Annotated in this window: 24 protein-coding genes; 9 read left to right on the top strand and 15 right to left on the bottom strand. The window is 72.9% G+C overall.

Going from position 1 to position 25,775, the window contains the following annotated elements:
- Nucleotides 1-65: 65 nt before the first annotated feature.
- The 4 genes from IE118_RS01880 to ctaC form a co-directional block, all read right to left on the bottom strand.
- Complete coding sequence (locus IE118_RS01880; protein WP_189555435.1) at nt 66-1,340, bottom strand: L,D-transpeptidase; 1,275 nt, start codon at nt 1,338-1,340, stop codon at nt 66-68.
- A gap of 128 nt (nt 1,341-1,468) precedes the next feature.
- A complete protein-coding gene (locus tag IE118_RS01885) occupies nt 1,469-1,867 on the bottom strand; it encodes a cytochrome c oxidase subunit 4 (protein ID WP_189555436.1) in 399 nt (132 codons plus the stop codon).
- Entirely contained in the window at nt 1,864-3,600 is a 1,737-nt protein-coding gene (ctaD, locus tag IE118_RS01890; protein WP_189555437.1) for an aa3-type cytochrome oxidase subunit I, read from the bottom strand. Before ctaD ends, IE118_RS01885 begins: the two co-directional genes overlap by 4 nt.
- Nucleotides 3,597-4,556 (bottom strand): aa3-type cytochrome oxidase subunit II, encoded by a 960-nt coding sequence (gene ctaC, locus IE118_RS01895; protein ID WP_189555438.1) that lies wholly within the window; start codon nt 4,554-4,556, stop codon nt 3,597-3,599. The genes ctaD and ctaC overlap by 4 nt, the downstream gene beginning before the upstream one ends.
- Before the next feature lie 262 nt (nt 4,557-4,818).
- On the opposite strand from ctaC, the gene IE118_RS01900 reads away from it, so the two are divergent.
- The gene (locus IE118_RS01900) at nt 4,819-6,207 is read left to right on the top strand and encodes a cysteine desulfurase/sulfurtransferase TusA family protein (protein WP_189555439.1); all 1,389 of its coding nucleotides are present in this window, start codon (nt 4,819-4,821) and stop codon (nt 6,205-6,207) included.
- A 52-nt stretch (nt 6,208-6,259) separates the two neighbouring features.
- On the opposite strand, the gene IE118_RS01905 is transcribed toward IE118_RS01900, so the two are convergent.
- Entirely contained in the window at nt 6,260-7,234 is a 975-nt protein-coding gene (locus IE118_RS01905; RefSeq protein WP_189555440.1) for a carbohydrate kinase family protein, read from the bottom strand.
- Between the two features lie 129 nt (nt 7,235-7,363).
- Here IE118_RS01905 and IE118_RS01910 point away from each other — a divergent pair, with 129 nt between their 5' ends.
- A complete protein-coding gene (locus IE118_RS01910) occupies nt 7,364-7,573 on the top strand; it encodes a hypothetical protein (protein ID WP_189555441.1) in 210 nt (69 codons plus the stop codon).
- A 141-nt stretch (nt 7,574-7,714) separates the two neighbouring features.
- Nucleotides 7,715-9,646 (top strand): hypothetical protein, encoded by a 1,932-nt coding sequence (locus tag IE118_RS01915; protein WP_229846637.1) that lies wholly within the window; start codon nt 7,715-7,717, stop codon nt 9,644-9,646.
- 81 nt (nt 9,647-9,727) lie between these two features.
- On the opposite strand, the gene IE118_RS01920 is transcribed toward IE118_RS01915, so the two are convergent.
- Nucleotides 9,728-10,084 (bottom strand): HesB/IscA family protein, encoded by a 357-nt coding sequence (locus tag IE118_RS01920; protein WP_189555442.1) that lies wholly within the window; start codon nt 10,082-10,084, stop codon nt 9,728-9,730.
- Nucleotides 10,085-10,369: 285 nt separating this feature from the next.
- On the opposite strand from IE118_RS01920, the gene nadA reads away from it, so the two are divergent.
- Entirely contained in the window at nt 10,370-11,554 is a 1,185-nt protein-coding gene (gene nadA / locus IE118_RS01925; RefSeq protein ID WP_189555443.1) for a quinolinate synthase NadA, read from the top strand.
- A gap of 84 nt (nt 11,555-11,638) precedes the next feature.
- Here the strand turns inward: nadA and IE118_RS01930 are convergent, their stop codons facing one another.
- The 5 genes from IE118_RS01930 to IE118_RS01950 form a co-directional block, all read right to left on the bottom strand.
- Nucleotides 11,639-14,755: an efflux RND transporter permease subunit gene (locus IE118_RS01930; RefSeq protein ID WP_189555444.1), complete on the bottom strand. Its 3,117-nt coding sequence runs from the start codon at nt 14,753-14,755 to the stop codon at nt 11,639-11,641.
- A 164-nt stretch (nt 14,756-14,919) separates the two neighbouring features.
- Complete coding sequence (locus IE118_RS01935) at nt 14,920-15,603, bottom strand: response regulator (RefSeq protein ID WP_189555445.1); 684 nt, start codon at nt 15,601-15,603, stop codon at nt 14,920-14,922.
- 46 nt (nt 15,604-15,649) lie between these two features.
- A complete protein-coding gene (locus tag IE118_RS01940) occupies nt 15,650-16,873 on the bottom strand; it encodes a sensor histidine kinase (RefSeq protein WP_189555446.1) in 1,224 nt (407 codons plus the stop codon).
- A 73-nt stretch (nt 16,874-16,946) separates the two neighbouring features.
- On the bottom strand, nt 16,947-17,228 hold the full coding sequence (gene pspAA / locus IE118_RS01945; protein WP_189555447.1) for a PspA-associated protein PspAA: 282 nt from the start codon (nt 17,226-17,228) through the stop codon (nt 16,947-16,949).
- Nucleotides 17,229-17,248: 20 nt separating this feature from the next.
- Nucleotides 17,249-18,049, bottom strand: coding sequence for a PspA/IM30 family protein (locus tag IE118_RS01950; RefSeq protein WP_189555448.1), 801 nt, complete (start codon nt 18,047-18,049; stop codon nt 17,249-17,251).
- Nucleotides 18,050-18,343: 294 nt separating this feature from the next.
- Here IE118_RS01950 and IE118_RS01955 point away from each other — a divergent pair, with 294 nt between their 5' ends.
- Complete coding sequence (locus IE118_RS01955; protein WP_229846638.1) at nt 18,344-18,943, top strand: DUF3043 domain-containing protein; 600 nt, start codon at nt 18,344-18,346, stop codon at nt 18,941-18,943.
- A 77-nt stretch (nt 18,944-19,020) separates the two neighbouring features.
- Nucleotides 19,021-19,689: a class I SAM-dependent methyltransferase gene (locus IE118_RS01960; RefSeq protein WP_189556052.1), complete on the top strand. Its 669-nt coding sequence runs from the start codon at nt 19,021-19,023 to the stop codon at nt 19,687-19,689.
- A gap of 129 nt (nt 19,690-19,818) precedes the next feature.
- On the opposite strand, the gene IE118_RS01965 is transcribed toward IE118_RS01960, so the two are convergent.
- Nucleotides 19,819-20,055 carry a hypothetical protein gene (locus tag IE118_RS01965; protein ID WP_189555449.1) on the bottom strand — a complete coding sequence of 79 codons (237 nt, stop codon included), beginning with the start codon at nt 20,053-20,055 and terminating at the stop codon, nt 19,819-19,821.
- A gap of 127 nt (nt 20,056-20,182) precedes the next feature.
- Between IE118_RS01965 and IE118_RS01970 the strand changes: the two genes are divergently transcribed.
- Nucleotides 20,183-21,382 (top strand): bifunctional adenosylcobinamide kinase/adenosylcobinamide-phosphate guanylyltransferase, encoded by a 1,200-nt coding sequence (locus IE118_RS01970; protein WP_189555450.1) that lies wholly within the window; start codon nt 20,183-20,185, stop codon nt 21,380-21,382.
- 6 nt (nt 21,383-21,388) lie between these two features.
- Here IE118_RS01970 and IE118_RS01975 read toward each other — a convergent pair whose 3' ends face one another.
- The gene (locus tag IE118_RS01975) at nt 21,389-22,438 is read right to left on the bottom strand and encodes a class I SAM-dependent methyltransferase (RefSeq protein WP_189555451.1); all 1,050 of its coding nucleotides are present in this window, start codon (nt 22,436-22,438) and stop codon (nt 21,389-21,391) included.
- A gap of 226 nt (nt 22,439-22,664) precedes the next feature.
- On the opposite strand from IE118_RS01975, the gene cobT reads away from it, so the two are divergent.
- A complete protein-coding gene (gene cobT, locus IE118_RS01980) occupies nt 22,665-23,711 on the top strand; it encodes a nicotinate-nucleotide--dimethylbenzimidazole phosphoribosyltransferase (protein ID WP_189555452.1) in 1,047 nt (348 codons plus the stop codon).
- A 22-nt stretch (nt 23,712-23,733) separates the two neighbouring features.
- Here cobT and IE118_RS01985 read toward each other — a convergent pair whose 3' ends face one another.
- Nucleotides 23,734-24,510 (bottom strand): hypothetical protein, encoded by a 777-nt coding sequence (locus IE118_RS01985; RefSeq protein ID WP_189555453.1) that lies wholly within the window; start codon nt 24,508-24,510, stop codon nt 23,734-23,736.
- A gap of 60 nt (nt 24,511-24,570) precedes the next feature.
- Between IE118_RS01985 and IE118_RS01990 the strand changes: the two genes are divergently transcribed.
- Nucleotides 24,571-25,362 carry an adenosylcobinamide-GDP ribazoletransferase gene (locus IE118_RS01990; RefSeq protein ID WP_189555454.1) on the top strand — a complete coding sequence of 264 codons (792 nt, stop codon included), beginning with the start codon at nt 24,571-24,573 and terminating at the stop codon, nt 25,360-25,362.
- Between the two features lie 51 nt (nt 25,363-25,413).
- Here the strand turns inward: IE118_RS01990 and IE118_RS01995 are convergent, their stop codons facing one another.
- Nucleotides 25,414-25,755 carry a hypothetical protein gene (locus IE118_RS01995; protein WP_189555455.1) on the bottom strand — a complete coding sequence of 114 codons (342 nt, stop codon included), beginning with the start codon at nt 25,753-25,755 and terminating at the stop codon, nt 25,414-25,416.
- Between the last annotated feature and the right edge of the window lie 20 nt (nt 25,756-25,775).

Raw genomic sequence — 25,775 nt, forward strand, 5'->3', positions numbered from 1 at the left:
CCTGTGATGCGGCGGCCGCGGGTCCGTCGTGGCCGGCCGCGCGGTTCCCCGCGCCCCTGAGGGGGTCACACCGCCGTCGGGCGGAGGCGTGCCGTGTCGCCGGAGCGGGGGGACACGGGGGTGGTGAGGGCGCTGCCGGCCTGCCACTTCTCCCAGTCGAGGTTCCAGTCGCCGTAGCCGTTGCCGAAGGGTTCCATCGTGTCGCCGGCCGAGTTGACGACCTCCACGATGTCGCCCTCGCGCACGGCGCCGAAGAACCACTCGGCGTTGGCGGTGTTCATGCCCACGCAGCCGTGGCTGACGTTGGCGGAGCCCTGGGAGCCGACGGACCAGGGGGCGGCGTGCACGTACTCGCCGCTCCATGTCACCCGGGTGGCCCAGTGGACGTCCATGTCGTAGGACTCCGAGGAGCCCTCGGCGATGCCCACGGTGCTGCTGCGCATCCGTACGAGGGGTTCCTTGGCGAGGACCACCTTGACGCCGTTGCGGGTCTCGAAGCCGGGCTTGCCGGTGGTGACGGGGATCTGCTTGATCTCCTCGCCGTTCTTGAAGACCGTCAGGGTGTGCGCGGCGGCGTCGGTGAGGGCCGTCACCCGGTCACCGGTGCGGATGGTGAGGGGGGCGGAGGCGCCGCCCCTGAGCCGGTCGCCGACCTTGATGCCCTCCAGGGTGCTGCGGACCCGGACGGTGGCGTGGGCGGGCCAGTAGTCCTTCGGGCGGTAGTGCAGCTTCTTGTCGTCGACCCAGTGCCAGGAGCCGGTCACGGCGGGCGTGGAGTCGACCTTCAGGGCGCGTTCTACGACGGCCCGGTCGGCCCGTGCCCTGACCGGTTCGTTCAGCTCGGCGGTGAGGGGCTGGCCGACGCCGTAGGTGCCCGCCCGGGGTCCGAGGGCGACGTCCAGGCGCTTGGCGGCGGCGGGCCTGCCGGTGGTGAAGGTGAGGACCTTCCGGCCGGGCGCCCCGTCCTCGTCCTCGGTGCTCACCCGGACCGTGTACCGGGCGTCGGCGGCCAGCGGGGAGGTGCTGTGCCACCGGCTGCCGTCGGCGGCCAGTTCGCCCGTCACGTGGCGTCCTGAGGCGTCCACGGCGGTGACGTCCGTGATGCGTCCGTCGGAGTCCTCGGCGACCACTTCCAGGGGCTTGTCGGGGTCGGCGGGTTTGCCCTCCTCGATGCCGATGAAGGAGATCTGGTCCGCCGCGTCGTAGGGCTCGGCGGACAGCGGGCTGCCGTCGGAGGAGCAGCCTGCGACGCCCGCGCCGAGGGCGATCACCAGCAGCGCGCAGCCGGCGACGCGGCTCCGGCCGGCGCCCGCGCCACGGGGGGACTCTGTCTGTCTCATGACCTCACGCTAGGAAGCCGGGCCCGCGTCGGCTCACTGGACGGCCCGAACGGGTGAGGCCGGGGGGAAAAGCGGGGGCCCGGACGCTCCTGACGGAGTGTCCGGGCCCCGAAGTGCCGTGGCGCGTGTTACTGGGTGCGGTTCTCACCGCGGTAGTACTCGAAGACCCAGCCCCAGATGCCGAGCAGCAGCACCGGCGCCGAGAAGTACATCAGCCACCAGCCGACGGCGACACCCAGGAAGGCGAGGGCGCCACCCGCGGCGAGCGCCAGCGGCTGCCAGCTGTGCGGGCTGAAGAACCCGACCTCGCCGGAGTCGTCCGCGACGTCCGCCTCCTTGTTGTCCTGGGCGCCCACGTCGACCCGCCGGGCGGTGAAACCCAGGTAGAAGCCGATCATGATGCTCAGGCCGAACGCCAGGAAGAGGGCCGTGGTGCCGACCGGCTCCTTCGACCAGACGCCGTAGACACCGGCGACGATCAGGAAGAAGAGGCTCAGCCACATGAACAGGTTGCCCTGGATTCTCACTTGCCGGCCTCCTTGCCACCAGCGAGCGCCTTCTCCCCGTGACCGGCGTTCTCGAGCTCGTCGAGCGCGGCGATCTCCGGGTGGTGCAGGTCGAACGCCGGGGATTCGCTGCGGATCCGCGGAAGGGTGATGAAGTTGTGGCGCGGCGGCGGGCAGGAGGTCGCCCACTCCAGGGAGCGGCCGTAACCCCACGGGTCGTCGACGCCGACCGGCTTGCCGTACTTCGCCGTCTTCCAGATGTTGTAGAAGAACGGCAGGATCGACAGGCCGAGCAGGAACGAGGCGATCGTGGAGACCGTGTTCAGCGCGGTGAAGCCGTCGGCCGCCAGGTAGTCCGAGTACCGGCGCGGCATGCCCTCGACACCCAGCCAGTGCTGGACGAGGAAGGTGCCGTGGAAGCCGATGAACAGCGTCCAGAAGGTGATCTTGCCCAGACGCTCGTCGAGCATCTTGCCGGTGAACTTCGGCCACCAGAAGTGGAAGCCGGCGAACATCGCGAACACCACGGTGCCGAAGACCACGTAGTGGAAGTGCGCCACCACGAAGTAGCTGTCGGAGACGTGGAAGTCCAGCGGCGGCGACGCCAGGATCACGCCGGTCAGACCACCGAAGAGGAAGGTGATCAGGAAGCCGACCGACCACAGCATCGGCGTCTCGAAGGACAGGCTGCCCTTCCACATGGTGCCGATCCAGTTGAAGAACTTCACGCCCGTCGGCACCGCGATCAGGAAGGTCATGAAGGAGAAGAACGGCAGCAGCACGCCACCCGTGACGTACATGTGGTGCGCCCACACTGTCACCGACAGGCCGGCGATGGCGATCGTCGCGGCGATCAGGCCCATGTAACCGAAGATCGGCTTGCGGGAGAAGACCGGGATGATCTCGGAGACGATGCCGAAGAACGGCAGCGCGATGATGTACACCTCGGGGTGGCCGAAGAACCAGAAGAGGTGCTGCCACAGCAGCGCTCCGCCGTTGGCCGAGTCGAAGATGTGCGCCCCGAACTTGCGGTCCACCTCGAGGGCGAACAGCGCGGCGGCCAGCACCGGGAAGGCCAGCAGGACCAGCACACCGGTCAGCAGGACGTTCCAGGTGAAGATCGGCATGCGGAACATCGTCATGCCGGGAGCGCGCATGCAGATGATCGTGGTGATGAAGTTGACCGAACCGAGGATCGTGCCGAAGCCGGAGAAGGCCAGGCCCATGATCCACATGTCGGCGCCGATGCCCGGCGAGCGGACCGCGTCGGACAGCGGCGAGTAGGCGAACCAGCCGAAGTTGGCCGCGCCGTCCGGGGTGAGGAAGCCACCCAGCGCGATCAGCGAGCCGAACAGGAACAGCCAGTAGGCGAACATGTTCAGCCGCGGGAACGCCACGTCGGGCGCGCCGATCTGCAGCGGCATGATCCAGTTCGCGAAACCGGCGAAGAGCGGCGTCGCGAACATCAGCAGCATCACGGTGCCGTGCATCGTGAACGCCTGGTTGAACTGCTCGTTGGAGACGATCTGCAGGCCCGGGCGGGCCAGCTCGGCACGCATGACGAGCGCCATCACGCCACCGATGACGAAGAAGGCGAACGACGTCACCAGGTAGAGCGTGCCGATCGTCTTGTGGTCAGTGGTCGTCAGCCACTTGATCACGACGCTGCCACGGTTCTGGCGCCGCACCGGCAGCTCGTCCTCGTAGTGGGACCCGGCTGCCTCGGCACCCTGGGGTTGGTTGAGGATGCTCACAGGATGTTCGACTCCCGGTTCTTCTCAGGGCCCGTCTGTCCGATGCCGGCGGGCACGTAACCGGTCTGCCCCTTCTTCACGAGGTCCTTCAGGTGCTGCTCGTACCGCTCCTGGGAGACGACCTTCACGTTGAAGAGCATCCGGGAGTGGTCGACGCCGCAGAGCTCGGCGCACTTGCCCAGGAAGGTGCCCTCACGGCTGGGGGTCACCTCGAAGGCGTTGGTGTGCCCCGGGATGACGTCCTGCTTCATCAGGAAGGGCACCACCCAGAAGGAGTGGATGACATCACGCGAGGTCAGCACGAAGCGGACCCGCTTACCCTCGGGCAGCCACAGGGTGGGGCCCGGGTTGTTGGTCTGCGGGTTGCGGGTGCCGGGGACACCGCAGTCGTAGACACCGCCGGCGTCGGCCGGGAACGCGTCCTTGTAGCGGTCCGGAATCGCGTCCAGTTCCTTGGACTTCTTGGCGTCGCCCGTCGAACCGTCGACGTTCTCGACGTAGTTGAAGCACCAGCTCCACTGGAAGCCGACCACGTTGACCGTGACGTCGGGATTCTTCTCGAGCTTCAGCAGCTCGGACTCATCGCGCGCGGTGAAGAAGAAGAACACCGAGACGATGATGAGGGGGACGACCGTGTACAGCGCCTCGATGGGCATGTTGTACCGGGTCTGCGGAGGGACCTCCACCTTGGTGCGGCTGCGCCGGTGGAAGAACACACTCCACAGGATCAGGCCCCACACCAGCGCGCCGATGGCGAGCGCGGCAGCCCAGGATCCCTGCCACAGGGAGAGGATCCGCGGAGCCTCTTCCGATGTTGGGGTGGGCATACCGAGGCGGGGGAAGTCCTCCCATGTGCAACCGGTGGCGGTCGCCAGGACCAGGCCCGCGGTCAGTGCCTGCAGCAGCTTCCGCCGCATGGGGCGCCGCGGCGAGCGGTCGGAGCCGTTGGGACTCACGTAGCGCCTTCCCGAGAGTCTCGCCCGCGCTGTACGGCTGCGGCCTGGCCTTCTCGCTGGTCGGTCGCCGCCCTGCGTCGGGCAGGGGTTTGGATGTTTATGCGGACCAAACCCTAGCCGACGCCCTCCGGGGGGTCGCGGGGAGGGGGGCCTAGTCGGTCCGCGGGTCGCTGGATTGGCGGCTGCGGGTGCGCGGGCGCCTGCCGCGCGGTTCCCCGCGCCCCCGGGGACGGCTGCCGCGCCGGAGTTCTACCGTTGCCGTATGGCCTACTTCGACGCCGCTTCCGCCGCTCCTCTCCATCCTGTTGCCCGGCAGGCCCTGATGGCCTCCCTCGACGAGGGGTGGGCCGACCCGGCGCGGCTCTACCGGGAGGGGCGGCGGGCCCGGATGCTGCTGGACGCGGCGCGCGAGGCCGCCGCGGAGGCGGTGGGGTGCAGGGCGGACGAGTTGGTGTTCACCCCGTCGGGGACCTCGGCGGTGCACTCCGGTGTCGCGGGCGCGCTGGCGGGGCGACGGCGCGCCGGGCATCACCTGATCGTGTCGGCGGTCGAACACTCTTCTGTCCTCCACGCGGCGGAGGTTCACCGCGCCGGCGGGGGGCCGGTCACCGAGGTGGCGGTGGAACGCACGGGTGCCGTGAGCCCGTCGGCGTACGCCGGGGCGCTGCGGCCGGACACCGCGCTGGCCTGCCTCCAGTCGGCCAACCACGAGGTGGGGACCGTGCAGCCGGTGGCCGAGGTGGCCGGGGCGTGCCGGGCGGCGGGGGTGCCGCTGCTGGTGGACGCGGCCCAGTCGCTGGGCTGGGGGCCGGTGGAGGGCGACTGGTCGCTGCTCGCGGCGAGCGCGCACAAGTGGGGCGGTCCGGCGGGCGTGGGGCTGCTCGTCGTGCGCAAGGGGGTGCGGTTCGCTCCCCAGGGTCCGCGGGACGAGCGGGAGTCGGGGCGGGCGCCCGGGTTCGAGAACCTGCCGGCGATCGTGGCCGCGGCGGCGTCCCTGCGGGCGGTGCGGGCGGAGGCCGCCGGGGAGGAGGCGCGGCTGCGGGAACTGACGGAGCGCATCCGGGCGCGGGTGCCGGGTCTTGTGCCGGACGTGGAGGTGGTCGGCGACCCGGAACGGCGGCTGCCGGGGATCGTCACCTTCTCCTGTCTCTATGTCGACGGGGAGACGGTGCTGCACGAGCTGGACCGGGCCGGTTTCTCCGTGTCGTCCGGGTCCTCGTGCACGAGCAGCACGCTGACGCCGAGCCATGTGCTGAGGGCGATGGGGGTGCTCAGCGAGGGGAACATCCGTGTCTCGCTGCCGCCGGGGACGCCGGAGGAGGACGTCGAGCGCTTCCTGACGGTGCTGCCGGAGGTGGTGGCGGGGGTGCGGGAGAAGCTGGGCGCGCCGGTGTCCGCGGGGGACACCGCGGCAGGGCGGAGCGAGGACACCGTGGTCGTGGACGCGCTGGGCCGCCGCTGCCCGATCCCGGTGATCGAGCTGGCGAAGGTGATCGGGGACGTCCCGCTCGGCGGCACGGTCCGCGTCCTGGCCGACGACGAGGCCGCCCGTCTGGACATCCCGGCCTGGTGCGACATGCGGAACCAGCAGTACCTCGGCGAGGAACCGGCCCCCGGGGGAACCGCCTACTCGATCCGCCGCCTCACCTGACCCCCTCGGGGGCGCGGGGGAACGCACGGCCGGCCCCACGCCCCCGGGTGACTCAGCCCAGGTGTGCCCGGACCTCCTCCGCCGCCTCGTCCCCGTACGCCTTCGTGAACCGCTCCATGAAGTGCCCGCGCCGCAGCTGGTACTCCTGCGTGCCCACCGTCTCGATGACCAGCGTGGCGAGCATGCAGCCCACCTGCGCCGCGCGCTCCAGCGACACGCCCCACGCGAGCCCCGACAGGAAGCCCGCCCGGAACGCGTCACCGACCCCCGTCGGGTCGGCCTTGCGCTCCTCGTCCGGACACCCGACCTCGATCGTCTCCTCGCCGGCCCGCTCGATGCGGACACCGCGCGCGCCGAGGGTGGTGACCCGGTGGCCGACCCGGTCGAGGATCTCGGCGTCGCTCCAGCCGGTCTTCGTCTCGATGAGCCCCTTCTCGTACTCGTTGGAGAAGAGGTAGGTCGCCCCCTCCAGCAGTATCCGGATCTCCTCGCCGTTCATCCGGGCGATCTGCTGGGAGAAGTCGGCGGCGAACGGGATGCCCCGCGAGCGGCACTCCTCGGTGTGCCGGAGCATGCCCTCCGGGTCGTCGGCGCCGATGGAGACCAGGTCGAGGCCGCCCACGCGGTCGGCGACGGTCTTCAGCTCGATCAGCCGGGCCTCGCTCATCGCGCCCGTGTAGAAGGAGCCGATCTGGTTGTGGTCCGCGTCCGTGGTGCACACGAAGCGGGCGGTGTGCAGGGTGTCGGAGATACGGACGGAGTCGGTGTCGACGCCGTGCCGGTCCAGCCAGGCCCGGTACTCGTCGAAGTCGAACCCGGCCGCTCCGACCAGGATCGGCCGGGTGCCGAGCTGGCCCATTCCGAAGGCGATGTTCGCGGCGACGCCACCCCGGCGTACGTCGAGGTTGTCGACCAGGAAGGACAGCGAGACCGTGTGCAGCTGGTCCGCGACGAACTGGTCGGCGAAGCGGCCGGGAAAGGTCATGAGATGGTCGGTGGCGATGGAGCCGGTGACTGCGATGCGCACGGCGTCGATTCTCCTGGGGGAGGCGGGTTGACACTTCACGCTACCGGGTGGGAGCGACCCGCAGAAGCGTCGGAAACTACCCGATAGTAGGGCTTTCTTCGTGACCTTGGTCGTGCATACGGTGCGAACATGACGAACATCAAGGTCCACACGTCCACGCCCGTCGACCTCGAGGGCGACCTGGCGTCGCTGCGCGGCGACTGCGCCCGGATGGCGCCCCACTGGGCGGTGCCGGACCGGGCCGTCGCGCGGCCGGTGTCCCCGTCCCTGATCCACGGTGTGAGCGTGCCGCCCGCGTCCGCCCGGCTGCTGGACGCGATGTCCGAGTACGGCGACTGAGCCGACGCGGGAACCGCGCGCTCCCCCGCTGCGTCCCATCGCCGTCCCCCGTAAAGGGGATGCGGGATACGACCCCTCAGCGGTCCCGGCAGGACCGGGCAGGGTCCACTGGGACAGTTGCGCAGCCGAAGGAGCGATGCGGTGAACACCGAGCGACCCGACAACGACGACGCCGAGGCGCGCACCGACGCCGGCAGCACGGGCGGCACCGGGGGCGCTTCGGGCCGCGACGGGGCGGCGGACGCCGGGCAGCGGCGGGACCGCCCGGCCGGCCCGGAGGCGCCGGCCGCCGACGCCCCCGCCGGGGAGCCGGAAGGCGAGCGGACCGAACCGGAGCCGGCCGACTCCGCCGCCCCGGTCACCCGGGCCCCGCAGGACGAGCCCGAGCCGTCCGAGCCCCCCGCCCCGGAAACCCGGGCCCCGCAGGACGAGCCCGAGACCGGCCGTCCGGCCGACGGTCTCGCCGTCGCGAAGGCGGAGGAGCCCGGGGAGGCGCCGGACGCCGCCGCGGAGGAGCCGTCCGCCGCCGGGACGGAGACGTCCGGGCGCGGGCCGGAGCCCGGCCCGGACGAGACGGTCGTCGGGGAGCACCGGACCGGCGGCCGGCGGTCCGCGGACGGGAGCGCCGGCGGTCCGGCGCGACGGCGTTCGCCCGTGCTGATCGCGTCCGTCGCCGCTGCCGTACTGCTGGTCGGAGGCGGTGGCGCCTACCTGGCGACCGGGGCCGTGGGCGGCTCCGGCGACTCCGGGGCCGGGACGACCCCGGGGGCGAACGGTGACCCCACTCCCCCGCCGCTCGCCCTCGACGGCCACTCCGAGGGCGCCGGGAACGGCATCGCGCCCGGCGAGCCCGACCCCTACGGCACCACCTACCGCGCCGACGGCACGCTTCCCGCGGGTCCCGGCTCCGCACCGGTGTACCGCGCCGGCGGGCAGGTCGCCGAGGAGCGGGTGGTCGCGCTGGCGAAGGCGCTCGGACTCGACGGGAAACCGGTCGCGGAGGCCGGCGGCTGGCGGATCGGCGGCCAGGACGGCTCCGGTCCGACCCTGCGGGTGGAGCGGGAGGCCCCCGGCTCGTGGACGTACAGCGCGTACACCCCGCGCACCGACAACTGCAAGGGGGCCACCTGCAAGCCCCCGTCCGCCGGTGACGCCTCCCCGGTGAGCGAGGCCGCCGCCAGGAAGGCCGCCGCGCCGGTGCTGAAGGCGGCGGGGCAGGACGACGCGAAGCTGGACGCGAGCCAGGTCATGGACGGCAGCCGCGTGGTGAACGCCGACCCCGAGGTGGGCGGACTGCCGACGTACGGCTGGACGACCGGTGTGATCGTCGGCCCCCGGGGCGAGGTGGTCGGCGGCAACGGCCGGCTCGCGGAGCCGGTCAAGGGGGACACGTACCCCACGGTGAGCGCGGGGCAGGCGCTGGACATGATGAACGCGGCGCCGGGCGACGGCCCGCGCACGGGCATCGGCGGCTGCGCCACGTCCGTACCGCTGGAGGAGGACCGGCAGCAGGAACGGTGCGACCCGGGGGCGAAGCCCGCCGGGGAGAGCCTGACCGTCGACGGCGCGGTGTTCGGACTGGCCGCGCACTCCGTGGAGGGGCGGCCCGCGCTGGTGCCGTCGTGGCTGTTCGAGGTGCGGCCGGAGGGCGCGCGGGAGGCGGTCACGGTGACCCACCCTGCGGTCGACCCGGAGTTCCTGGCCCCGCGGGAGCAGTCCGGTGAGCCCACTCCGGCACCCACGGAGCCCGGTGACGGGCCGACGTCCGCGCCGTCGGCCCGGGAGACCCCCGTCGAGGGCTACACGGCCGAGGGCTCGGAGCTGACCGTGGTCTTCACGGGCGGGGTGTGCGCCGACTACGAGGTGACGGCGACCGCGGACGGCGGCCGGGTGACGGTGCGGGTCACCGAGACGCCCTGGCCGGACAAGGTGTGCATCATGATCGCCAAGCGGTACCAGGAGACGGTGCGGCTGGACGCGCCGCTCGGTGACCGCGCGGTGGTGGACACCGACGGGAAGCCGGTGCCGCTGCACAAGGAAGGGGCCCGGCTGCCCGCGCCGCCCACCCGGTGACCCCCCGGCGCACGGCGAAGGCGGCGGCCCCGGGAGGGGTCCGCCGCCTTCGTCCGTGTCGCCGAGAGGCCGGGAGCCGGCTCAGCTGAAGGAGTCGCCGCAGGCGCAGGAACCGGTGGCGTTCGGGTTGTCGATCGTGAAGCCCTGCTTCTCGATGGTGTCGACGAAGTCGATGGTGGCGCCGCCCAGGTACGGGGCGCTCATGCGGTCGGTGACGACCTTCACACCGCCGAAGTCCTTCAGCACGTCGCCGTCGAGCGAACGCTCGTCGAAGAAGAGCTGGTAGCGCAGGCCGGAGCAGCCGCCGGGCTGGACGGCGACGCGCAGGGCGAGGTCGTCACGGCCTTCCTGGTCGAGCAGGGCCTTGACCTTGGACGCGGCGGCGTCGGTCAGGACGATGCCGTCGGTGACGGTGGTGGTCTCGTCCGATACGGACATCTACATCTCTCCCGGGTTGTACGGAGACTGCTTGCCGACGGTTGCAACCGGCGGGACCGCGGATTCATTCCGGGCCGGGCGCGTCTTTTCCTCGCCTCCCTCCTCATGCTCGCACACGCGATGCGGAGCGGAAACCGGCTGCCGCGGGGCCCCGTGGGAATGGATCGGCGCCCGCCGGGATTCACGTCACACGGACGCTATGGCCGTCGTCAAAGTGACGTGAACCGGTTATGATAGATAGCGTCATTTCGACGAGAAGTCGCCAGAACAGAAAGGGTGCGTGTCGTGACCACCGCCCAGACCCAGGAGCTCGACGTACAGCCGACGCCCCTCGCCCTGCTGCTCCTCGGCCGTGAGGCCGACCCGAGGAGCGAGCGCGGTGTGGAGTGTCCCGGCGACCTCCCCTCGCCGTCCGACCCGGACCTGGTGGAGCGCGCCCGCGCCGCCAAGGAGAAGCTCGGGGACAAGGTCTTCGTGCTCGGCCACCACTACCAGCGCGACGAGGTCATCCAGTTCGCGGACGTCACGGGCGACTCGTTCAAGCTGGCCCGGGACGCCGCCGCGCGGCCGCAGGCGGAGTACATCGTCTTCTGCGGTGTGCACTTCATGGCCGAGTCCGCGGACATCCTCACCGGGGACGAGCAGAAGGTGGTCCTGCCCGATCTGGCCGCCGGCTGCTCCATGGCCGACATGGCCACCGCCGAGCAGGTCGCCGAGTGCTGGGACGTGCTGACCGAGGCCGGGGTGGCCGAGCAGGTCGTCCCCGTCTCGTACATGAACTCCTCCGCCGACATCAAGGCCTTCACCGGCAAGCACGGCGGCACCATCTGCACCTCCTCCAACGCCCGGCGCGCCCTGGACTGGGCCTTCGAGCAGGGCGAGAAGGTGCTGTTCCTGCCCGACCAGCACCTGGGCCGCAACACCGCGGTGCGGGACATGGGCATGTCCCTGGAGGACTGCGTCGTCTACAACCCGCACAAGCCGAACGGCGGGCTGACCGCGGACGAGCTGCGCGGCGCGAAGATGATCCTGTGGCGCGGCCACTGCTCGGTGCACGGCCGCTTCAGCCTCGACTCGGTCGACGACGTGCGCGAGCGCATCCCCGGGGTGAACGTGCTGGTGCACCCCGAGTGCCGGCACGAGGTCGTGGCCGCGGCGGACTACGTCGGCTCGACCGAGTACATCATCAAGACGCTGGAGGCGGCCCCGGCCGGCTCCAAGTGGGCCATCGGCACCGAGCTGAACCTGGTACGGCGCCTGGCGAACCGTTTCGCGCCGGAGGGCAAGGAGATCGTCTTCCTCGACAAGACGGTCTGCTTCTGCTCCACCATGAACCGCATCGACCTCCCGCACCTGGTGTGGGCGCTGGAGTCGCTCGCCGAGGGCAAGCTGGTCAACCGCATCGAGGTGGACAAGGAGACGGAGGCGTTCGCGAAGCTCGCGCTGGAGCGGATGCTGGCGCTGCCGTAGCCCCCCCGGACGCTGCCTCACACGCGGCAGGCCCTGTCCGACACCGGATGTGTCGGGCAGGGCCTGCTCGCGTCGTACGGGGCGTCAGACCTTCGCGGCCTCGGGTTCGCCGGCCGCCGCCCGGTCGGGGGCGCCGCCCTTCTTCGCCGCCTTCTTCGCCGCGCGCCGCTCCTTGCGCAGCTCCAGCATCACGTAGAGCGTCGGCACCAGGAGCAGGGTCAGCAGCGTCGACGTGATCAGACCGCCGATCACCACCACGGCCAGCGGCTGGGCGATGAAGCCGCCCTCGCCGGTGACGCCCAGCGCCATCGGCAGCAGGGCGAAGATGGTCGCCAGGGCCGTCATGAGGATCGGCCGCAGACGGTGGCGGCCGCCCTCCAGCACGGCCTCGACGACGCCGTGCCCCTGCTCGCGGTACTGGTTGATCAGGTCGATCAGCACGATCGCGTTGGTGACCACGATGCCGATCAGCATCAGCATGCCGATCATCGCCGGGACGCCCATCGGGGTGCCGGTGATCAGCAGCAGGCCGAGCGCGCCGGTCGCCGCGAACGGGATGGACACCAGCAGGATCAGCGGCTGGGCGAGCGACCGGAAGGTGCCGACCAGCAGCATGAACACGATCGCGATCGCGGCCAGCATCGCCAGGCCCAGGTTGGCGAACGCCTCGTCCTGGTCCTCGGTCACACCGCCGATCTCCGCGGTCGCGCCCTCGGGCAGCGTCAGCGCATCGATCTTCGCCTGGAGGTCCACGCCCACGGCGCCGGTGTCCTCACCGACCGGCCTGGCGGTGACCGTGGCCGAGCGCTGGCCGTCGATCCGGGTCATGGAGACCGGCCCGTCCACCACCTCGACGGTGGCGACGTCGCTCAGCTTCAGCGGCCCCAGCGGCAGGTTCCTCAGCTCCGCCACGGTGCCGGCCGACCGCTCCGAGCGGATCACGATGTCGCGCTCGGTGTCGTCGAGCACCGCCTTGGCGGCCGGGGTGCCGCGCACCGCCTGGGCGACGACCGCGCCGAGGGTCTGGTCGTCGAACCCGGCCGCCGCGGCCTTGTCGTTGGCCTTGACCGAGATGCGGGGCACGCTCTGCGCCAGGTCGCTGGTGACGTCCGTGACGCCGTCCAGGGAGGCCACCGCTTCGCGGACCTGCTCCGCCGCCTCGCGCAGCACCTGCGCGTCGGCCGCCTTGACCACCACGCTCAGGTCCTGGCTGCCGAAGCCGTCACCGGCCGCGACGGTGGTGGTGCCGATGCCGTCGAGTTCCCCGAGGCCCTGCTCCAGGCTGTCCCGCACGTCCGCGGAGGACGCGTCGTCCTCCAGCATCACCTGGTACGTGGCCTGGTTGGTGTCCGTACCGCCGCCGAAGGCCGCCATGAAGCCGGACGAGCCGACCGTCACCTGGAAGTCCTCGACACCCTCGGTGTCGCCGAGCAGCTTCTCGACCTTCCGCGCCTGGGCGTCGGTCGCGGCCAGGCTCGTGCCGGGCCGCAGCTCCTGCCGGACGGTGAGGACCTGCTGCTCGCCCGGGTCGAAGAAGTTGGTCTTCAGCAGCGGCGCCATGGCGAACGTGCCGATCAGCACGACGACCGCGATGGCCAGGCTGGCGAGCCTGCGCCGGGTGGCGAAGCGCAGGACGGAGAGGTACGTGCGCTGGAGGCGGCTCCTGGCCTCCTTCTCCTCGGCGAGCCGGCGCGCCTCCTCGGCGTCGTCGGGCGTGCCCTTCGGGGGGCGCAGGAACCAGTACGACAGCACCGGGACGACCGTCAGCGACACCAGCAGGGAGGCCAGCAGCGCGGCGGTGACGGTGAGGCTGAAGGAACCGAACAGCTCGCCGACCATGCCGCCGACCAGGCCGATCGGCAGGAAGACGGCGACGGTGGTGAGGGTCGCGGAGGTGACCGCGCCGGCCACCTCGCGGACCGCCTTCATGATCGCCTCGTGGCGCTCCTCGCCGTAGCCGAGGTGCCGCTTGATGTTCTCCAGGACGACGATGGAGTCGTCCACGACCCGGCCGATGGCGATGGTCAGGGCGCCCAGCGTCAGCATGTTCAGCGACAGGTCGCGCGTCCACAGCACGATCAGGGCGAGGACCACGGACAGCGGGATGGACACCGCGGTGACCAGGGTCGAGCGGACCGACGCCAGGAAGACCAGGATCACCACGACGGCGAAGAGCAGACCGAGCGCGCCCTCGGTGGTCAGGCCGTCGATGGCCTTGGACACCGCCGGGCCCTGGTCGCTGACGACGGTGAGAGTGGCGCCGTCCCCGAGGTCCTCGCGCATCCCGGGGAGCTTGTCCTGGACGGCCTCGGAGATGGCGACCGCGCTGCCGTCGTGGTCCATGGTGGCCATCACGGCGAGACTGGGCCTGCCGTTGGTGCGGGTGAGGGAGTCGGCCCTGGCCTCCTCCTGCGTCACCCGGGCGACGTCGGCGAGGCGGACCGGCTTGCCCTTGCCGGGCTCCCCGGTGACCCGCAGGTCCTCGATCTGCTGGAGCGAGGTGAAACCGCCGCCCACCTGGACGGTGCGGTTGGCGCCGCCCTCGTCGAAGGAGCCGGCCGGCACGGTCGCGCCGCCCGCCGTCAGGGCCTGGGCCAGCGACTGCGCGGTCAGGCCGGCCTTCGCCAGCCCGGCGGTGTCCGGGGTGACCGTGACCTGGAGGTCGCGCACGCCGTCCACCAGGACCTGGCCGACGCCGTCGATGCCCTCCAGCGTGGGCACCACGGTCCGCTCCAGCTGGTCGGCGAGCGCCTGCTGGTCCTTGTCGGAGGTGACGGCGAGCACCACGGTCGGGATGTCGTCCGTGGAACCGGCGACGACCTGCGGGTCGACACCGTCCGGCAGGAAGGCACCGGCCCGGTTGACGGCCTGCTGGACGTCGGCGACGAGCTGCTGGGTGTTGTTGCCGTAGTCGAAGGACGCCATGATCACGGCGTTGCCCTCGCTCGCCGTCGAGGTGACGCCGGAGATGCCGTCGACGGCCTCCAGGGCGTCCTCGACGGGTTCGACGACCTGCTTCTCCACCACGTCCGGGGAGGCGCCCTGGTACGGCGCGATCACGGACACCATGGGCAGTTCGATGGTGGGCAGCAGTTGCTGCTTGAGCTGGGGTATCGCGATCGCCCCGAAGACGAGCGCGATGATCGACACCAGTCCGATCAGCGCCCGCTGCGCGAGGCTGAATCTGGACAGCCAGGACATGGGCAGGGTCTCTTTCCGTGGAGCGGCAGAAGTCCGGAAGGCGGGCGCGCGCGCAAGTGGGCGCCCGCTCTACACCCTGGGCCATCGCCGGGGGCCGATCCGTAGACCCGAGGTCCCATCCCGTCGTGCGGCGCGTACTGCCGTCGCAGTACGCCCCGAAGGCCTCACTCCACCCTTGGACGGACCAGGCCCGACTCGTAGGCGGTGACCACCAGCTGGGCCCGGTCGCGGGCCCCCAGCTTGGCCATGGCCCGGTTGACGTGCGTCTTCACGGTCAGCGGACTGACCTCGAGGCGTTCGGCGATCTCGTCGTTGGAGTGGCCGCCCGCCACCTGGACGAGCACCTCGCGCTCGCGCCCGGTGAGCGACCGGAGTTTCTCGGCGCGGTCCTGGTCGCGGTCGGGGTCGGCGGGGCCCTCCTGGGCGAGGAACCGGGCGATCAGGCCCTTGGTGGCCACCGGGGACAGCAGCGCCTCCCCCTCGGCGGCGATCCTGATGGCGTTCAGCATCTCCTCGGGCTCGGAGCCCTTGCCGAGGAAGCCGGAGGCGCCGGCCCGCAGCGACTGCACCACGTAGTCGTCGACCTCGAAGGTCGTCAGGATCACCACCCGCACCCCGGCGAGCGCGGGGTCGGCGCTGATCATGCGGGTGGCGGCGAGCCCGTCGGTACCGGGCATCCGGATGTCCATCAGGACGACGTCGGCGCGCTCCTCCCGGGCCAGCCGGACCGCCTCCGCCCCGTCGGAGGCCTCCCCCACCACCTCCATGTCCGGCTCGGAGTCGACGAGCACGCGGAAGGCGCTGCGCAGCAGTGTCTGGTCGTCGGCGAGCAGGACGCGGATCGTCATACGGGCTCCAGCGGCACGGTGGTCACGGGCGGCGGCGCCGGGACGGTCAGGGACGGCCCTCCTCGGCGGCGGACGTGCGGGTCTTGACGGGAAGGATCGCATGGACGCGGAAACCGCCGCCGTAACGGGGACCGGTGGTGAGGGTGCCGCGCAGGGCGGTGACCCGCTCGCGCATGCCGAGCAGTCCGTGCCCGCCGCCGGGGCTCTGCTGCCGCTCCCCGTCGCTGCCGTCGTCGATGACCGTGATCTCGATGTGGGGTCCCACGCGGACGACGCTGACCTCGGCCCGCGCCCCGGTACCGGCGTGTTTCTGCACGTTGGTCAGGGCCTCCTGGACGATCCGGTAGGCGGCCAGGTCGACGGCGGCGGGCAGTTCGGTGCCCTGGTCGGTGCGGGCGACCTCCACCCGCAGTCCGGCGCTGCGGAAGGTGCCGGCGAGCTCGTCGAGGCGGTCCAGGCCGGGCGCGGGCTCGGTGGGCGCCTCGGGGTCGCCGGACTGGCGCAGCAGGCCCACGGTGGCGCGCAGCTCGCCCAGTGCGGAACGGCTGGCCTCGCGCACGTGGGCGAGGGCCTCCTTGGCCTGGTCGGGGCGCTTGTCCATGACGTGGGCGGCGACTCCGGCCTGGACGTTGACCAGGGCGATGTGGTGGGCGACCACGTCGTGCAGGTCGCGGGCGATGCGCAGGCGCTCCTCGGCGACCCGGCGGCGGGCCTCCTCCTCCCGGGTGCGTTCGGCGCGTTCGGCGCGTTCGCGGATCGCCTGGACGAAGGCGCGGCGGCTGCGCACGGCGTCGCCCGCGGTGGCGCCGATGCCGGTCCAGGCGAAGATCGCCAGGTTCTCCTGGGCGTACCAGGGCAGGGGGCCGGCCACCATCGCGGTGCCGGTGAGGACGGTCATGGTGAGCAGGCCGACGCGCCAGGTGGTGGGGCGGTCGGTGGCGGAGGCGACGGTGTAGAGGGCGACGACGGCGCACATGACGACGGGGGCGCGGGGGTCCCCGGTGACGGACTCGGCGACCGAGACACCGCCGGCGAGCGCGAGCACCGTGCGGGGGGCGCGCCGGCGGAAGACGAGCGCGGCGGCGCCGAGCGTCATGAGGAGCAGGCTGAACGGGTCGGGGGTGCGCAGTTCCCAGTTGACGCCCTCGGAGTCGTGCGGGTCGACGAAGGAGCCGGCGACCATGCAGACGAGGACGCCGGCCGCCAGGGCCGCGTCCAGGGCGAAGGGGTGCGCCCTGGCTCGGCACCGGGCGCGTGTCAGGGTGCTCACGGCTGTCCACGGTAGCCGGGCGGTGCCGCCCGGGATCCGTGCGCCCGGGCGGCCCGGCGGTGCCGCGTGATCGTCAGGGGCCCGGGATGAGGCCGTCGTCGCTGAGCAGTTCCCTGACCTCCTCCAGGGTCGCCTCCGGCGACGGCAGGATCAGGTCGGAGGGTTCCAGTGCGTCGTCGGGCAGGGGCTCGCCGAGTTCGTGGACCTTGGCCAGCAGGGCCTTCAGGGTCGCGCGGAAGCCGGGACCGTCGCCGTTCTCCATCTCGGCGAGCAGTTCCTCGTCCAGCGCGTCCAGCTCGGCGAGCCGGCTCTCCGCCAGCCTCACCTGCCCCTCTCCCATGATCCGTACGATCATGTCGCCCTCCTCGGCGCGGGCTACTGCTTGTCGAAGCGCGGAGTGTCCTGCGGCTGCTGCTGGGACTGCGTCTGGCCCTGGCCCTGGCTGCCCTCGATGGCCTGCCGGTCGCCGCTGCCGCCGGCCAGTTCCGCCTTCATGCGCTGCAGTTCCAGCTCCACGTCCGTACCGCCGGAGAGGCGGTCCAGCTCGGCCTGGATGTCGTCCTTGTGCATGCCGGACTGGTCGTCGAGGGCGCCGGAGGCGAGCAGTTCGTCGATCGCGCCGGCCCTCGCCTGGAGCTGGGCGGTCTTGTCCTCGGCCCGCTGGATCGCCAGGCCGACGTCGCCCATCTCCTCGGAGATGCCGGAGAAGGCCTCGCCGATGCGGGTCTGTGCCTGGGCGGCGGTGTAGGTGGCCTTGATGGTCTCCTTCTTGGTGCGGAAGGCGTCCACCTTGGCCTGGAGGCGCTGGGCGGCGAGGGTGAGCTTCTCCTCCTCGCCCTGGAGCGTGGCGTGCTGCGTCTCCAGGTCCGTCACCTGCTGCTGGAGCGCGGCGCGGCGGGAGAGCGCCTCGCGCGCCAGGTCCTCGCGGCCCAGCGCGAGCGCCTTGCGGCCCTGGTCCTCCAGCTTGCCCGACTGGGACTGGAGCTGGTTGAGCTGGAGCTCCAGCCGCTTGCGGGAGGTCGCCACGTCGGCGACGCCGCGGCGGACCTTCTGGAGCAGCTCGAGCTGCTTCTGGTACGAGTAATCGAGGGTTTCGCGCGGGTCCTCGGCCCGGTCAAGGGCCTTGTTCGCCTTCGCGCGGAAGATCATCCCCATACGCTTCATGACACCGCTCATGGGCTTCGCGCGCCCCCTTCTGACGTCCAGCTCCAGCGACTGCAACAGAACCCACAGTACGGGCCCTGCCTCCATTACCGCACTGTTCGGGGACGGATGCGCTCATCCCCAAGGACGACTGCGTATCCTCCCGGTCCGGCGTAGGGAGTAGGTGGTTCCCGGGGTACGGTCCGCTGGGGCCGTCCCGGGGAGCCGCACTACGTCCCCTCCTGTCCTTTTGGAGACGTCCGGTGTTGCCGGATCGTTCCCCACCGGGCTGGGGTCCAACCCCGGGACCCCGTACCCTTGGGTTTTGTGTTCCGTAGCCGTGCCAAGGAAGAGAAGGCATCCGTCGCCGACAAGGCGACGTTGACCGACTCCAAGCAGACCCGTCACCCGGAGGCCCCCAAGGGCCGCCCCACACCCAAGCGCAGTGCGGCCCAGTCGCAGCGCCGCAGCGTGGCCAACACGTCGATGACGCGCAAGGATGCCGCCAAGCGGCAGCGCGAGGAGCGCCGTGCCGCGCTGGAGCGTCAGCGCCAGGCGCTGGCCAGCGGCGACGAGCGCTACCTGCCCGTGCGCGACAAGGGGCCGGTGCGCCGGTTCGCCCGCGACTACGTGGACTCCCGGTTCAACATCGCGGAGTACTTCCTGCCGATGGCCGTGATCATCCTCGTGATGAGCGTGATCCAGGTGCCCCAGCTGCAGAACGCGGCCCTGCTGCTGTGGCTCGTGGTCATCGTGATGATCGTGCTCGACTCGATCGTGACCGGGTTCCGGCTGAAGAAGCGGCTCGCCGAGCGCTTCCCGGACGACAGCAGGCGCGGCGCGGTCGCCTACGCCCTGATGCGCACGCTCCAGATGCGCCGGCTGCGGCTGCCCAAGCCCCAGGTCAAGCGCGGGGAGCGGCCCTGAGCACCACGCCGTTCGCCGGCGCACCCGGCCGGTTGAGCGGGCCCGGCGGTCTGCGGGACGTCGTCCGGCAGGAGCTGGTGGCCCGTCAGCTGGAGGAGCAGATAGTCGGGCGCTTCCCGGTCGGACGACGGCTGAGGGTGCTGGACGTGGGCATGGGCCGGGGTGCGCAGGCGCTCCGGCTGGCCCGGGCCGGTCACCACGTGACCGGGGTGGAGCACGACGCGGCGATGATCTCCGCCGCGCGGGAGGCGCTCGCGGGGCAGCCCGAGGGCATCCGGGAGCGGATGCGGATCGTGGAGGGGCGGGCCGGGGACACCGGGGTGCACTTCCTGCCGGGCAGCTTCGACGTGGTGCTGTGTCATGGCGTGCTCATGTACGTGGAGGAGCCGGACGCGCTGCTGGCGGGGGTGGCCCGGATGCTGGCGCCCGGAGGGCTGCTGTCGCTGCTGGTGCGCAACGGCGACGCGCCGGCGATGCGGGCGGGACTGTCCGGTGACTGGACCGGGGCACTGACCGCCTTCGGCGCGACGTCGTACGGGCTGAAGTGGCTGACGTCGACGCTCGCGGGGATCGGGGCGCCGTTGCACACGTGGTACGGGGTGCGGGTCTTCACGGACACGGTGGCGGACGACGCGTGCCCGCCGGCCGGCCTGGACGCGCTGCTCGCGGTCGAGGACCGGGCCGGGCGCACGGACCCCTATCGCGGGGTCGCCTCTCTGCTGCACCTGTGCGGCGTCCGGGGCTGAGCCCGGGGGCTGCCGCCGGGTCTCTTCCGCCGCCCTCCCGTCCCCGGGGGCCGGGCCCCCGGACCCCCTTGGCGCCGTTTCCCGCGCCCCCGAAGGGCGCGGGAAACCACGCGAGCGAACCCTGGGGGCTCAGGCCTCCTCCGGCTCCGCTTCCGGTTCCGTTTCCGCGTGGAGGCTCATCGGGCCGTAGATCTCGGTGGTGTCCTCCAGCAGCCGCACCTGGTCGGCGCCACCCTCCGCGAGGGCCTTCCAGTTCTCCCCGATCCAGGACTCGGCGTCCCCCTGTGTGGGGAACTCCTCCGGCGGCACCGCGGGCTCGACCTGCGTCCCGTCGGTCTTCTCGAACCGCCACGTCCATGCCGCCATGTACGCCTCCCATGGGTGTGAGCACGCTGAGCACACTGTCACGACAGGAGCCGGATCCCGGTCCGGCTCCTGCCCGGAAGCCTAGTCGGACGCGCAGCGGCCGTGGGGACAGGAGAAGATCGGGTCCGTGGAACTGACTCTGCTCGGCACCGGTGCCCCCGCGGGACTGCCCCGCCCCGACTGTCCCTGCGCCGCGTGCGCCTCGGCCCTCGGCGCGGACGCGCGGGCGGCCACCTCGCTGCTCGTGGACGGGGCACTGCTGCTCGACCTGACGCCGGGCGCGGCGTTCGCGGCCGCCCGCGCGGGCCGTTCGCTGGGCGGCGTGCGCCAGGTGCTGCTGTCGCATCCGCACGACGGCCCCCCGGTGGAGGTGCCGGCCGGACTGCCGCAGCCGGGACGGGTCCCGGACGGGCGGGAGTTGGCACTGCTGACGGGCCATCGGGTGCGGGCGGTGGCGCTGGACGCGCCCGGGACCGGGTACGCGGTGACCGGCCCGGACGGGCAGCGGCTGCTGTACCTGCCGCCGGGCGGGGCGCCGGCCGGTCTTGAGGAGCCGGCCCCGGCGTACGCGATGGTGCTGCTGGACGTGGTGGGGCGGCCGGACGCGCTGGCCCGGCTGCGGGAGGTGGGCGCGGTCGGCCCCACCACGGACGTCGTCGCCGTCCACCTGGACCACGACGTGCCGCCGGGAGGCGAGGTGCGGCGCCGGCTCGCGGCGGCCGGGGCCCGCGCCGTACCGGACGGGACCACGCTGGAGGTCGGCGCGTACGAGGACGTGCCCGACGTGCCGCGCCGGACGCTGGTGCTGGGCGGGGCGCGTTCGGGCAAGTCGGTGGAGGCCGAGCGGCGGCTGGAGGCGTTCCCCGAGGTGCTGTACGTGGCGACCGGCGGGTCGCGGGGCGGGGACACCGAGTGGGCGGTGCGGGTGTCGGCGCACCAGGAGCGGCGGCCGGGGTCCTGGCGGACCGTGGAGACCTGCGACCTGGTGCCGCTGCTGACGGAGGACGGGCCTCCGCTGCTGGTGGACTGCCTGTCGCTGTGGCTGACGGACGCGATGGACGCCGTCGGGGCGTGGGACGACGCGGAGTGGGCGGACGGCGGGGAGCGGGCGCTGCGGGAGCGGGTGCGGGCGCTGACGGAGGCGGTGCGGGGGACCCGCCGGACGGTGGTCGCCGTGTCCAACGAGGTGGGCTCGGGCATCGTGCCCGCCACCCCGTCCGGCCGCCGTTACCGTGACGAACTGGGCCGGCTGAACGCGGCGTTCGCGCAGGAATGCGAACAGGTGCTGCTGGTGGTGGCGGGGCAGGCGGTCGTGCTGCGCGGCTGACCCGGCTCAGGGTCCCGGTTTCCGGGCGATGACGCGGTAGGCGTTGGCGAACGGGGTGTGGCGCAGCAGGGGCGCGAGGGCCAGGTCGGCTGCCGCGGCGGCGACCACCAGCGGGGTGCCCGCGCACAGCAGCACGGCGCGCAGCCGCCGCTGGAGGGGGGTCGGCGGGATGGCCCGCCAGGGGGTGTCCGGGGCGGGCAGCGCGTGGGAGAGGGCGAGGGCGGCCAGGCCCGCGAGGTCGTGCGGGACGTGCGCGGCGCGGTGTCCGCCGGTGACGAGCGTGCAGCCGCGCTCCTCCAGCGCCGCGCGGAGGTTGCGCCGGGGCATCAGGTGCAGCCGGCGGGGCTGGTCGTAGGGCAGCCACCAGCGGCCGAACAGCGCGGCGAACACGCAGCGCGGGTCCAGGGTCTCGATGAGGAGGTGGCCGCCGGGGCGCAGGGCGTCCAGGGCCGCGTGGAGCTCCGCACGGGGATCGGTGGTGTGTTCCAGGTGGTGCAGCAGGCTCACGACGTCGTACCGGCCGGCCAGGCGGGCCCCGACCGCGGGGTCGGTCAGCGACCCGATGTGGGCCTCCTCGACCCGGCCGAGCGCGCGGGCCTGCTCCACGCGCGCGGTGAGGTCGGTGCCGTCGAAGGCGGTGTACGGGAAGTACTCCCGCGCGCTCTGCGGGAAGCGGGCGAGACCGGTGCCGACGTCCAGCCAGCTCTCCGGTTCACCGAAGGGGAGCATCGCGCGGGCGGCGGCACGGCGACGGTGCCGCGCGGAGTGCAGGGCCAGGACGCGTTCGGTGGCGGGGTCGCGGGGGGCGCCGCGCACGGCCCGCCGGTAGAAGGCGAGGCCCTCGGCGGTGAGCCGGGGGTTCTGGAAGGTGTGGCCGCAGTCCCGGCACTCGTCGACGGTGAACAGGCCGGGCCGGTGCCGGCGCAGGTCGCCGGTTCTCAGCCGGTTGCGCAGCCGCGCGGAGCCGCACCAGGGGCAGTCCCCGCGGCGCGGCTCGTGCACCCGCGCGGAGCCGTGCGGAACGGGGATCGCGGCATCTGGGGTGGGCGCGGACATGGGCGGCTCCCTGCGTGCGGGCGTACGGCGCGGAGGTGGGGGACGTACCGGACGGGCGGGGCGGACAGCACGTGACAGCCCTTGTCCGGCGATACCTGGCAAAACGTTACGGACGGGGAGGCGTTCCGGGGTGGAACGGCGCCGGGGCGGCGTGGTGCCGGCGAGATCGCGCGCGGGGCCGGACGGCGCGCCGTGCTGTTCGACCGGGGCCGGTACTGTTCGGCGAATGAGCTCGCTTAATCTCGACGACTTCACCGATCTGATCGAGCGTCCGGACGGCGGGGTGCGCCGTGACGCGGAGGCGCGCCGGGAGCGCCAGGTCGTGCCGCCCGGATCGCTGGGCCGGTTCGACGACCTCGGTGAGTGGCTGGCGGCGGCACAGTCCGCGGTGCCGGTGCGGCCGGTCGAACGGCCGCGCGTGGTGCTGTTCGCCGGCGATCACGGCATCGCCGGGCTCGACGTCTCCGCGCGGGCCGCGGGCAGCGCCGTGGAGCTGGTGCGCGAGGTGCTGGACGGCGGCCGCCCGGTGTCCGTGCTGGCGCGGCGGCTCGGGGTGCCGGTGCGGGTGGTCGACATGGCCCTGGACTGCGACCCCGGGGAGCTGCCCGAGGACGTCGTGCGGCACCGGGTGCGCCGGGGCAGCGGGCGGATCGACATCGAGGACGCGCTGACCCAGGAGGAGGCCGAGGCGGCGTTCCGCGCGGGGATGGCCGTGGCCGACGAGGAGGCCGACTCCGGTACGGACGTGGTGGTGCTCGGCGACGTGAGCGTGGGCGGCACCACGGCGGCGGGCGTGCTGGTGGCCGCGCTGTGCGGGACGGACGCGTCGGTGGTGACCGGGCGCGGCGGGCTGGCGATCGACGACCTGGCGTGGATGCGCAAGTGTGCGGCGATCCGTGACGCGCTGCGGCGGGCGCGGCCGGTGCTGGGCGATCAGTTGCGGCTGCTGGCGGCGGTGGGCGGGGCCGACCTGACCGCGATGACGGGGTTCCTGTTGCAGTCGGCGGTGCGGAAGATGCCGGTGGTGCTGGACGGGGTGGTCACGGCGGCGTGTGCGCTGGTGGCGCAGCGGGTGGCGTTCCGGGCGCCGGACTGGTGGCTGGCCTCGCACGCGAGCGGGGAGCCGGGGCAGGCGAAGGCCCTGGACCGGATGGCGCTGGAACCGCTGCTGTCGCACGGGGTGCGGGTCGGCGAGGGCACCGGCGGCCTCCTGGCGCTCCCCCTCGTCCAGGCGGCGGCGGCCCTGTCGGCGGAGCTGCCGGAACGCGAGTGACCCCGGCACGCGGGCGCCGGCCTCACCCCCCGCCGGAACGCCGGTCGCGCTCCGGCGGACGGGGTGGATCCGGCCGCCCGCCGAGCCAGTCCTCCACGGCCCGCCGCGGTCCCGACCAGCGGCGGTCGTGCCGGTACGCCCGGAGCATCGACTTCGCCCGCGCCCGGTGCCGCCGCCGGTAGAACCGCCGCGCCCACAGGGACTCCGGCCGGGCCAGCCGCAGCGCCCCGATGAGCGCCACGACCGGGACGACCGCGCCGAACACCGCGAGCCGTGCCTTTCCCTTGAGCAGCGCGACCAGCGCGAAGAACAGGTTCACCCCGATGGTCGCGGCGGCACCCGCGCGGTTCTGCAGTTCGTCCTCCGAGAGGTCGTTGACGCCGAACGGGCTGAACCCCGCCAGCAGCAGCCCCACCAGCGCGGCGGTGAGGACGACCATCTCGACGCTCTTGCGCCCCGCCTCCGTCCAGTACACGTCGGCCAGGTGCAGGATCAGCGCGAACTCGTCCAGCACCAGCCCCGCGCCGATCCCGAAGATCACCGCGCTGAGCGCCGCGCCGAAGCCCTCCCCGCCGCTCGCCACCGCGCCGAACCCGCCGATCACGGTGAGCACGACCCCGGGCACCACGTGGTGGATGTGCACCGATCCCGCCGTGACGTTCCCGAACGGCCCCTTGCCGGCCCGGATCAGCCGCGTGATGGCCCGGGTGATGAGGAAGGTGAGGACGAAGGCGGCCAGCGCGAGGAGCAGCGGGAGCTTGCCCGGCTCGATGATGTTCCGCTCCAGCCACAGTCCCATATGCGCACTTTATCCAGGGCCGGCGCGGGCGTTGCGGTGACCGCCGGGTAATCTGCGCCGGTGCCCGCCCCTTCCCCCGCCTCCCTTGCCGACGGCCTCCGTTTCGCCTTCGGCACGCTCACCGTGCTCCCGGTCCCGCTGACTCGCTGGGACCGGCCGGCCGCGCGTGCCGGCATGCTGTGCGCCCCGGTGGTCGGCCTGGTGGCCGGTGTCCTGGCCGCCGGTACGGGTCTCCTCCTGCTGCTCCTCGGCACGGGCGCCCTGCTCGCCGCCGTCGCCAGCGTCGCCGTGCCGGCCGTCCTGACCCGGGGGCTGCACCTCGACGGGCTCGCCGACACCGCGGACGGGCTCGGCAGCGGCAAGCCCGCCGGGGACGCACTGCGCATCATGAAGCAGTCGGACATCGGCCCGTTCGGTGTCCTGACGCTGGTGTTCGTGCTGCTGGCGCAGGTGACCGCGCTGGCCCAGGCGTACGGCCACGGCGGGGCACGGGGTGCCCTCGCCGCCGTCGTGTCGGCGGTCGTGGCGCGGCTCTCGCTCACCCTGGCCGCCCGCGACGGGGTGCCGCCCGCCCGGCCCGAGGGGCTGGGCGCGGCGGTCGCGGGGGTGGTCCCGCTGCCGGGCGCGGTGGGCACCGCGCTCGCGGTCACCGGGCTCGCGGCGGCCGGGGGCTCGTTCCTCGGGGGTGCCGACGTCCTGCGCGCCGTGCTCGCCGTGCTGCTGGCCGTCGCCGTCGCCGAACTCCTCCTGCGGCACTGCGTGCGCCGCTTCGGCGGCGTCACCGGCGACGTGTTCGGCGGGGTCGCCGAGACGGCGGCGACGGCCGCGCTCGTCGTGTTCTCCCTGGGCTGACCGCGGGCGGACCCGCCGGGCGCAGAGCCGTCCGGCGGGTCCGCCGGGACGTCACCGCCGGGTGAGGAGCGCGGTGATCGCCGTGCCGGCGCCGCCCGCCACCGCGACGGCCGTCAGGCCGACACAGCGCGCCCGGAGCTGCCGGTAGCGGCCCTCGTACTCGGTGCGCAGTTCGGCCGCCCGGTCACGGATCCGCACCAGCGTCTCCCGGGAGGCGGCGATCCGGTCGGCCCGGTACACGCGCTCCACCTCCTCGCGCTGAGCGGTCGTCAGCCACGGGAGTTCCGCGGTGAAGCGGCCGGCCCGGCGCCGTGCCTCGTCGACCTCGGCGGCCCACAGGAGGTGGCCCTCGAGCTGGTTGAGACCCCGGGCGCTGTCCCGGCGGGGGTTCACGCGCTCCTCCATGGTCGGGC

This window comes from Streptomyces pilosus, from assembly GCF_014649835.1.
Taxonomy (GTDB): domain Bacteria; phylum Actinomycetota; class Actinomycetes; order Streptomycetales; family Streptomycetaceae; genus Streptomyces; species Streptomyces pilosus.

Bases quoted from the DNA above. Each gene is read 5' to 3' on its own strand.
- IE118_RS01880 (WP_189555435.1), bottom strand. From the start codon at position 1,340: ATGAGACAGACAGAGTCCCCCCGTGGCGCGGGCGCCGGCCGGAGCCGC.
- IE118_RS01900 (WP_189555439.1), top strand. From the start codon at position 4,819: ATGGCCTACTTCGACGCCGCTTCCGCCGCTCCTCTCCATCCTGTTGCC.
- IE118_RS01910 (WP_189555441.1), top strand. From the start codon at position 7,364: ATGACGAACATCAAGGTCCACACGTCCACGCCCGTCGACCTCGAGGGC.
- IE118_RS01920 (WP_189555442.1), bottom strand. From the start codon at position 10,084: ATGTCCGTATCGGACGAGACCACCACCGTCACCGACGGCATCGTCCTG.
- IE118_RS01930 (WP_189555444.1), bottom strand. From the start codon at position 14,755: ATGTCCTGGCTGTCCAGATTCAGCCTCGCGCAGCGGGCGCTGATCGGA.
- IE118_RS01935 (WP_189555445.1), bottom strand. From the start codon at position 15,603: ATGACGATCCGCGTCCTGCTCGCCGACGACCAGACACTGCTGCGCAGC.
- pspAA (WP_189555447.1), bottom strand. From the start codon at position 17,228: ATGATCGTACGGATCATGGGAGAGGGGCAGGTGAGGCTGGCGGAGAGC.
- IE118_RS01950 (WP_189555448.1), bottom strand. From the start codon at position 18,049: ATGAGCGGTGTCATGAAGCGTATGGGGATGATCTTCCGCGCGAAGGCG.
- IE118_RS01965 (WP_189555449.1), bottom strand. From the start codon at position 20,055: ATGGCGGCATGGACGTGGCGGTTCGAGAAGACCGACGGGACGCAGGTC.
- IE118_RS01975 (WP_189555451.1), bottom strand. From the start codon at position 22,438: ATGTCCGCGCCCACCCCAGATGCCGCGATCCCCGTTCCGCACGGCTCC.
- cobT (WP_189555452.1), top strand. From the start codon at position 22,665: ATGAGCTCGCTTAATCTCGACGACTTCACCGATCTGATCGAGCGTCCG.
- IE118_RS01985 (WP_189555453.1), bottom strand. From the start codon at position 24,510: ATGGGACTGTGGCTGGAGCGGAACATCATCGAGCCGGGCAAGCTCCCG.